Origin of the sequence: Collinsella sp. CLA-ER-H5, from assembly GCF_040092375.1 — a bacterium.
In the GTDB taxonomy this organism is placed as follows: Bacteria; Actinomycetota; Coriobacteriia; order Coriobacteriales; family Coriobacteriaceae; genus Collinsella.
Window position 1 is genome coordinate 74,571 of the sequence record NZ_JBBNLR010000010.1, and the last position, 7,710, is coordinate 82,280.

Here is a 7,710-nt window from a genome sequence, read left to right on the forward strand (position 1 = left end):
GCCTTGGATGCGCGTCCTTGTCTAGGCTCGTCCGCGTAGCTCGATGTCCTGGATGTCGTCGAAGTCGATGGCGATATCTTTGAGCTTGAGGAGTTTGAAAGCAGGGAGCGCCTCGTCGAGGATGCCGGTGCGGCTGCGATAGCCGTATGTATCGTAATAGGTGACACGAACCAAGTCGCCGCGCTTGAGGCCCTCGAGCTTTTTCGAAAGTTCGAGGGCTTTTTCTTCCGTGAGCTCACGTTTTGGCTCGACGGTGATTTCCTGCTTGCGCACGAGTTCGTAGTATCCCGTGAGGGCGGCAAAGGGCATAAACTGTGCGGCGCGGTTGGCGCGCACGGCACCGTTGGCAGTGAGGTTGGGGTCGGCGGCGCGGCGTCTGCCCTCGGGGTCCGCCAGGCGCTCGAAGGCGGTCGGCGGGCGCACGGGCTGTTGTTTGGGTTTAGGCACGGTGTCCTCCAACTTGTTCGTTGCGTTCGCGCGCGGTGGCGCCGGCGGTAAAGCTTAATCCCTTGACGAGCGCGTTCTTGCCGTACTTGCCTTTCACGGCCAGGACGGCGCGCGCCAGGTCGCGCTCGCGCTCATCGGCCTCGATATCGCTGAACAGATCGATGGTGGCAAATTCCTCGGGCATGAGGTTGCCAAATCCCAGGTTGATGCGCTTGACCGGTCGTTTGGGATCGACAGTCTGCGCCCAGAGCTCATCGAAATAGCCCATGATCTTCTTAAACGAATTGGTACGCTCGCTCAGCTTTCGCGAGGCGTTAGAGTGCGCAAAGAGTGCGGCATAGCCACCGCGCGGTTTGCCGCCATGCTCTCCCACAAAGATGCCATCGATTGCCTGCGCTTCGCGCACCAGGCGACGCCGTTCGTCATCGCGCTGGACGGGCTTGGGCGCACGGGGCGCGAGCTCGGGGCCGGCGGTTGCGGTGGGTTCGATGCTCGACGTACTCGAGCGCAGGTGTCCGCATCCGTCCACATATTGTGCAGTACCGCTGGCATCAAGCCTGCGTATGTCGGCGCGTTCGCTCGCGTAGCCCACAAAGAGCGAGATGCTGTCGCAGACCACGTGCTTATCGACCAAGTCTAAAACGGCGTTGTCGACCATCTCGCGCAAGACGGTATAGGCCTGTTCGTAGGCATAACCCTTCGAGAGCACCTGTCCTGTGGTGGTCGAAGTTGCTTGCGGGCGATAGGCTTGGATATCGGCGATGGTTGTCGGCTCGCGCCCGAAGGCATGGTCGATGAGATATTCGGCATTGACGCCGAGCTCGTCGTAAAGCAGGTTTTCGTCGAGCGCCGCGACGCCCATCAGATCGTAGACGCCGTATTTCTCGAGGCGGGCTGCCACGCCGGGACCGATGCCCCAGATATCGGTGATGGGACGATGGGGCCAGATCTCCTTGCGAAAGGTCTCGTCGTCGAGTATGCCGATGCGGCTGGGTACGTGCTTGGCGGTAATGTCGAGCGCTACCTTGGCCTGGAATAGGTTGGGGCCGATGCCGACCGTCGCCGTGATGCCGGTGCGCGCGAGGACCTCGTCGCGCAGCGTGCAGGCGAACCCTTCCGCATCGGTGTGATAGAGGTCCAGATAGGGCGTCACGTCGATAAAGCATTCATCGATTGAATAGACGTGAATGTCTTGCGGACTTACGTATTCCAGATAGATGCCGTAGATTTGCGCCGACACCTCCATATAGTGCTGCATGCGCGGTACGGCCGTGATGTAGTCGATGCCATCGGGAATCTCGAATAGGCGGCAGCGATTGTGAATCCCTAAGTCCTTCATGGCCTGCGTGATGGCGAGGCAGATGGTCGTGCGCCCGCGCGATTCGTCGGCAACGACCAGGTTGGTGGTGAGCGGATCGAGCCCACGGTCGACGCACTCGACGCTGGCATAAAACGTCTTGAGGTCGATGCAGATATAGGTGTGCTGCTCGTGCGCCATCCGTGTCCCTTCATCAAACACATGTTCTTATCGAATACCTGTTCGATAATACCCGCTCGTCCGGACGTCGTCAAAACCTGTCAAAAAGGGACTGGTTTGTTTTGGTAGGTATGGTCGTGCGGTTGGATCGGGTTTTAACGCAGCTCTAAAGAGTGCGAAACAGCTCGGAAAACCTCGCTTCGTAGCATGAGCCTAACGATTGATACCGCCTATACGCACGGAAGGGTTGTGGAAAAGATGGTCAATTATGGGTTTGGTATGCCGACGCGCCTTGTTGCGGATGGAGACGTGGCTCGCTGGTGCGGACGATTGGTCGCTCACTACGGTGGCACCAAGGCGCTGGTCGTGTTGGGCGGTGACAAACATACGCACGATGAGCTCGTCTCGGCGGCGCTCGGCTCGCTTGATCGAGCTCTGCTCGAACGCGTGCTTTTTCGCTGCGGCTTGGTCGGGGGCGATGGGGGAGACGATTTGGTCGATGAGGCCGTAGCCCTGGCGACCGACGAAGGCGTGGACTTTGTCCTGGCGATTGGCGATGCCGATACTGCCGGCTTTGCGCGCGAGCTCGCGCGTCGCATGGCGGCGCTCGATGCCGGCGAAGACGGCTTTGTGCCTTATGGATGCATTGTCTCGGAGGGCAAGGTGCCTGCTGTCGTGGGCACCGGCGAGGTTCCCGTTTTTGCCATTATCGCGCCCGAACTGCTGGAGGGCATCGGGTCTCCTCTGCGTGAGTTACTCGGTAGCGTCTGCGCCGCGGCCTAATATTTGCCATAAAAGGACGGGTTATTTTTGGTTGGTAAAGCGTTTGACCTGCCAAAATAAGCCTGTCCCTTTTTGATCGGTTGCCGTTTGGGGGCCGATTGGCAACGCTCGCTGATTGTAGTCTTGACCTGCGCTAGAATAGTGGCATCTGAATGTCCGGGCGCATGGAGGCGTGCGCCCGTATGCTGAGGAGGACTCTATGGCAACTGTTGCCGCACCTATCGATGCTACGTCGACTGCCGCTTGGAAGGCACTCGAGGCTCATCAGGAGAAGCTCGAGGCCGATGGTATCGACCTCAAGGCCTGGTTCGCTGCCGATGCCGAGCGCGTGAACAAGCTGAGCTTTGACGCCGGTGACCTGCACTTCGATCTGTCGAAGAACCTGGTGACCGATGAGACCGTCAAGCTGCTGTGCGATCTTGCCCGCGAGGTGAAGCTCGAGGAGCGCCGCGACGCCATGTTCTCCGGCGAGCACATTAACACCACCGAGGACCGCGCCGTCCTGCACACCGCGCTTCGCCGCCCCGCAACCGAGAGGGGCCAGCTCATCGTCGACGGCCAGGATGTCGTCGCCGACGTGCACGAGGTCCTCGACCGCATGTATGCCTTCGCCGAGCGCGTGCGCTCCGGTGAGTGGAAGGGCGTTACCGGCAAGAAGATCGAGCACCTGGTGTCCATCGGCATCGGTGGCTCCGATCTGGGCCCGGTCATGGCCTACGAGGCTCTGCGTCCCTATGCCGACGCCGGTATCGACTGCCGCTATATCTCCAACATCGACCCCAACGACCAGGCCGAGAAGCTTAAGGGCCTGGATCCCGAGACCACGCTCGTGATCATCGTCTCCAAGACCTTCACCACGCTCGAGACCCTCACCAACGCCCGCGAGGTCAAGACCTGGATGCTCGAGCAGCTCAAGGCCCAGGGCGCCATCGACGGCTCCGATGAGCAGAACGCCGAGGCCGTGGCAAAGCACTTCGTCGCCGTTTCCACCGCACTCGAGAAGGTTGAGGCCTTCGGTATCGACCCCGCCAACGCCTTCGGCTTCTGGAACTGGGTCGGCGGCCGCTACTCCGTCGACTCCGCCGTGGGCCTGTCGCTGATCGTCGTGCTCGGTCCCGAGCGCTTCCAGCAGTTCCTCGAGGGCTTCCACGCTATCGACGAGTACTTCTGCAACACGCCGCTCGAGAACAATGCCGTTGCGCTGATGGGCCTGCTCAACGTCTGGTACGTCAACTTCTTCGGTTCCAAGAGCCACGCCGTGCTGCCGTACTGCCAGTACCTGCATCGTTTCCCGGCCTACCTGCAGCAGCTCACCATGGAGTCCAACGGCAAGCATGTCCGCTGGGACGGCAGCGCCGTGACCTCCGACACCGGTGAGATCTTCTGGGGCGAGCCCGGCACCAACGGTCAGCACGCCTTCTACCAGCTGCTGCACCAGGGCACCGTGGTGGTCCCGGCCGATTTCATTGCCTTCGCCAATACCGCCAACCCTGCGACCGACAGCGGCCAGGACGTGCACGAGCTGTTCCTGGGCAACTTCCTGGCCCAGACCAAGGCGCTCGCCTTTGGTAAGACGGCCGATGAGGTGCGCGCCGAGGGCACGCCCGAGCAGATCGTCCCGGCCCGCTGCTTTGAGGGCAACCGTCCGACGACCTCGATCTTTGGCGACACGTTGACCCCGTTCGCACTCGGCGAGCTCATCGCCCTGTACGAGCACATCACGTTTGTCGAGGGCACGGTCTGGGGCATCGACTCCTACGACCAGTGGGGCGTCGAGCTGGGCAAGCAGCTTGCCAAGCAGATCACCCCTGCCTTCCACGACGATGCCGCCAAGGCCGAGCAGGACGCTTCGACCCAGGCGCTCATCGAGTTCTACCGCGCTCACCGCAAGTAGTCGCTGCTGTTAACGCATCGCGCCTTATAGTCAGGGGCCCGTATCCCATCGGATGCGGGCCCCTTTGCTTTGCCGTGGCCCCGGGGCGCACGGCCTTTAAGGATCTTCGCCGGAGCGTCGCGTGCTGCGAGGGCCCTGCGTCTAGAGCTCGGCCTCCGCATGGCCTCGCTGCGCCTCGGGCAGCTCCCCGTAGAGCGGATGGTCTTCGAGCCTAAAGCGCTCGACCTGTTCGGGAGTGCAGCCGCGCACAAAGAGCCACGAGCGATCGATCGGCGTCGCCATGAGCGTGCTGGGCAGCGCGTCGGCGCGGTCGGAAAACACCCGGGCACTCTCGGGATCCTGGAACGCCAGCACCAGATGCGTGTCGCAGTTGCCCATGATGGAGCGTGCGCGTGCCTCGCCATAGAGCGCATCGAGCTGGTTGGTCGACTGCAGCAGCAGCGTTGCCCAGATGTTGCGGCTTCGGATAATCGAGAGCACGTTGTCGATCTGGGGGATCTGCAGATTTGCGAAGTCATCGAGCATAAAGCGCACGGGCACGGGCAGGCTGCCGTCGGGCTGCCTATCGGCCTCACGAATGAGGCCCATAAACGCCTGCGAAATAAAGAGGCCGGTCAGCGGATCGAGATTGCGGTCAATATCGCTCACGGTTACAAACAGGGCGCAGGGGGTGTGTCCCATGGAAGCGAAGTCCGCCTGATGGCACTCACGATAGAGCTGTGCCGCACCGTCGAATCCCAGACACATGACCTTTTCGGCAAGGATGCCGACGATGCTCGCGTGCATGCGCTCGGCATTTTGCGTAATGGCGTAGCGCCGCCATAGCGAGAGGGCATAGCTTTGGGGGTCGGTCGTGATCAGGTCGTCAAACAATCGACCTGTGGCACCGTCCTGCAGGTGCTCGATCAGCTTGATGACCGAGCTGATCGTCTGCTCGTCGGCGGGTAGCTGTTCGGTGACGTAGGCGATAAGACACGACAGCAGGTTTGCCGCCGCATGATCCCAAAAAGGCTGGTTGTTGTCCTCGATGGGGCAGATGGCCTTTGCCACCGAGAGGATGTCCTGCTGGTTGGGCCTGCCGTCCGCCTTGCGGCGAATGTGCCTCAGGGGGTTGTAGCCGCAGCGCTCGATGCCGGGCGCAAGGGCCGGGACGGTGTTGAGGTCGGCGAAGTTGAGACATTGCACGCGGTAACCGTGGGCTGCCAGCACGGGTCCCACTTCGCGACAGAGCGTGCCTTTGGTGTCGAGCACGATGTAGCTTGCGTTCATTTGCAGCAGGTTGGGCTTGAGGACGTTTCGGGTCTTGCCGGCTCCCGAGGGGCCGATCACAAGTGCATTGTTGTTGAGTCCCGTTTGGCGGGTGTCGCAGGAAAGCGTTCGATCCTTGGCGAGGATGGTGGACGATGCGGACTCAGATGCGGCGAGACGGCTGGCGAGGTTAGACATGGGCGACCTCCTTGGTGGTCGAGAGGATTTCGTGGGCAAAGCCGAGCTCGACGGCGCGCTCGGCCGAAAGGTAGGTGTCTTTTGCAGTGAGGGACTGGATGCGCTTGGGCGTGAGGCCGCTGCGGTCCGAGAGGATTTGCGTGAGGGTCTTGCGGGTCTGCATGAGACGCCGGCTGGTTTCCTGCAGCGCAAGTGCCGAGCCGCCTGCCCCCTGGGGGATCAGCGGGTCGTGAATCATGAGCTCTGCATGGGGCGCCATACGGCGATCGTCGCCGCCCATAAAGATCACGGCGCCCATGGACGCGGCGAATTCCAGGCAGACGGTGCGGATGGGGCACGATGCGAGGCGCATGGCGTCGTAGATCGCAAGGCCCGATCGCACGCTTCCGCCGGCGCTGGCGACAAATATGGTGATGGGGCGGCTGGGGTCGGTGGCATCGAGCAGGCGGATCTGCTGGCATAGGTCGTGGGCCATCGGGGTTTCGATGTTTCCCATGACGGAGAGCTCGCGACGGGCGAGCATCTCATCGTAAATGCTGGTGAGCGTGATGCCTCGGGCGGATTCACGCATGGTGAGGGGGCTGATGATGGGGGAATGATTGGTGTCCATGAGGACTCCTTTCTGTTGGTTGTGTTGTGGAATAGGATTGTTGCCCGCGGAGGGGCTGGCGGGCTACAGGGTTCGTCCGAGCCTGAGATCGAGCTCGGTTGTGGGGCAGGCTGCCTGTTCGTGCGGCTCGCAAGCGCCAAGGGCTCCAAAGCGATAGAGCGTTGCGGCGGGCGTGGTGTAGGCGAGCCGCAGCTGATGCTCGACAGGGGCACATCCGTCATTTTTGTAATGAGCCGCGTAGTACTGCGCGATGCTGGCGTTCATCTCGCTGCCATTGCGATGGCGCTCAAACTGGCGTCTGCAGGTCTCGATGATCTTTGCTACCGACTTGGGTGCCGTCGCGGGAACAAGGGCGAGATAGCCCTCAAATAGCTCGTTGATGCTCAGGAGGCACAGCAGGTCGATCAGCGTCCTTATGGCTGCTCCCTCGGCAGAAAAATGCGCGGTCATGCGGTTATATCGGTTGCGGTCGACGATGGCCGCATGGGGTCTTGGAGTTTTCTGCCCTGTGGTCCCGGGCTTTTGCCGCGCCTGTGTATTGAGCTCGACGTTGCAGCGCTTGAGGCCGTCCAACGGAAGGAACAGTGCGGTGCGCAGGGTGTTCCGCTTGCTTTCGAGTTCATGACGCTCGTCGGGTTCCCATTCGAGCTTGAGTTTCGTGTCGAGTGCCGTAAGCATATGGGCTAGGCAGCCTACGGTAAGAACGTACGAATCGTTGTCGCGTTTTGGGGCATAGGGGTCTGTCAGCTTGCGAATGTCGGGGTCGCCCATGATCTTTGTGCAGCGCTTCAGCAGTTGAGGGTGGTCGGCCAAGATCGTCGCGAGCGGTAGCGACGCGTAGTTCTTGATGGTCGCGGCGGCAAAGGCGGCGTCATATTCGTTTGCATATGCTCGCTCAATGCGGGCATCCAGAATGCTTTTCTTATGGCTCTGTTAGACCATAATTGACATATAGGTGATGCCACCGTGGTATAATGGAATTGTTAACCACGGCATTGGAGCAGATATGAACGCCGAGGATCTGGTCATCACCCTCAAGAAGAATATGGCGAA

General features: G+C 61.1%; 7 protein-coding genes. 2 read left to right on the forward strand and 5 right to left on the reverse strand.

Features of this window, described 5'->3' with window-relative positions; genetic code table 11:
- Positions 1–21 precede the first annotated feature (21 nt).
- Together AAAX31_RS05360 and AAAX31_RS05365 are read right to left on the reverse strand one after the other, a co-directional pair.
- Positions 22–447, reverse strand: a complete 426-nt coding sequence (locus AAAX31_RS05360; protein ID WP_349076429.1) for a hypothetical protein — start codon at positions 445–447, stop codon at positions 22–24.
- Positions 440–1,945 carry a DNA repair protein gene (locus AAAX31_RS05365; protein WP_346979392.1) on the reverse strand — a complete coding sequence of 502 codons (1,506 nt, stop codon included), beginning with the start codon at positions 1,943–1,945 and terminating at the stop codon, positions 440–442. The genes AAAX31_RS05360 and AAAX31_RS05365 overlap by 8 nt, the downstream gene beginning before the upstream one ends.
- Before the next feature lie 237 nt (positions 1,946–2,182).
- Here AAAX31_RS05365 and AAAX31_RS05370 point away from each other — a divergent pair, with 237 nt between their 5' ends.
- Both AAAX31_RS05370 and pgi read left to right on the forward strand, forming a co-directional pair.
- Positions 2,183–2,707: an iron-containing alcohol dehydrogenase gene (locus AAAX31_RS05370; RefSeq protein WP_158558624.1), complete on the forward strand. Its 525-nt coding sequence runs from the start codon at positions 2,183–2,185 to the stop codon at positions 2,705–2,707.
- A gap of 199 nt (positions 2,708–2,906) precedes the next feature.
- The gene (pgi, locus tag AAAX31_RS05375) at positions 2,907–4,601 is read left to right on the forward strand and encodes a glucose-6-phosphate isomerase (RefSeq protein ID WP_349076431.1); all 1,695 of its coding nucleotides are present in this window, start codon (positions 2,907–2,909) and stop codon (positions 4,599–4,601) included.
- A 141-nt stretch (positions 4,602–4,742) separates the two neighbouring features.
- On the opposite strand, the gene AAAX31_RS05380 is transcribed toward pgi, so the two are convergent.
- From AAAX31_RS05380 to AAAX31_RS05390, 3 genes are all read right to left on the reverse strand, one after another.
- Positions 4,743–6,047, reverse strand: coding sequence for a VirD4-like conjugal transfer protein, CD1115 family (locus AAAX31_RS05380; protein WP_349076433.1), 1,305 nt, complete (start codon positions 6,045–6,047; stop codon positions 4,743–4,745).
- Positions 6,040–6,657: an ATP-dependent Clp protease proteolytic subunit gene (locus tag AAAX31_RS05385; protein WP_022094432.1), complete on the reverse strand. Its 618-nt coding sequence runs from the start codon at positions 6,655–6,657 to the stop codon at positions 6,040–6,042. Before AAAX31_RS05385 ends, AAAX31_RS05380 begins: the two co-directional genes overlap by 8 nt.
- A 63-nt stretch (positions 6,658–6,720) precedes the next feature.
- Positions 6,721–7,428: a hypothetical protein gene (locus AAAX31_RS05390; protein ID WP_349076436.1), complete on the reverse strand. Its 708-nt coding sequence runs from the start codon at positions 7,426–7,428 to the stop codon at positions 6,721–6,723.
- Between the last annotated feature and the right edge of the window lie 282 nt (positions 7,429–7,710).

Bases quoted from the DNA above. Each gene is read 5' to 3' on its own strand.
- pgi (WP_349076431.1), top strand. From the start codon at position 2,907: ATGGCAACTGTTGCCGCACCTATCGATGCTACGTCGACTGCCGCTTGG.
- AAAX31_RS05370 (WP_158558624.1), top strand. From the start codon at position 2,183: ATGGTCAATTATGGGTTTGGTATGCCGACGCGCCTTGTTGCGGATGGA.
- AAAX31_RS05385 (WP_022094432.1), bottom strand. From the start codon at position 6,657: ATGGACACCAATCATTCCCCCATCATCAGCCCCCTCACCATGCGTGAA.
- AAAX31_RS05380 (WP_349076433.1), bottom strand. From the start codon at position 6,047: ATGTCTAACCTCGCCAGCCGTCTCGCCGCATCTGAGTCCGCATCGTCC.
- AAAX31_RS05390 (WP_349076436.1), bottom strand. From the start codon at position 7,428: ATGGGCGACCCCGACATTCGCAAGCTGACAGACCCCTATGCCCCAAAA.
- AAAX31_RS05365 (WP_346979392.1), bottom strand. From the start codon at position 1,945: ATGGCGCACGAGCAGCACACCTATATCTGCATCGACCTCAAGACGTTT.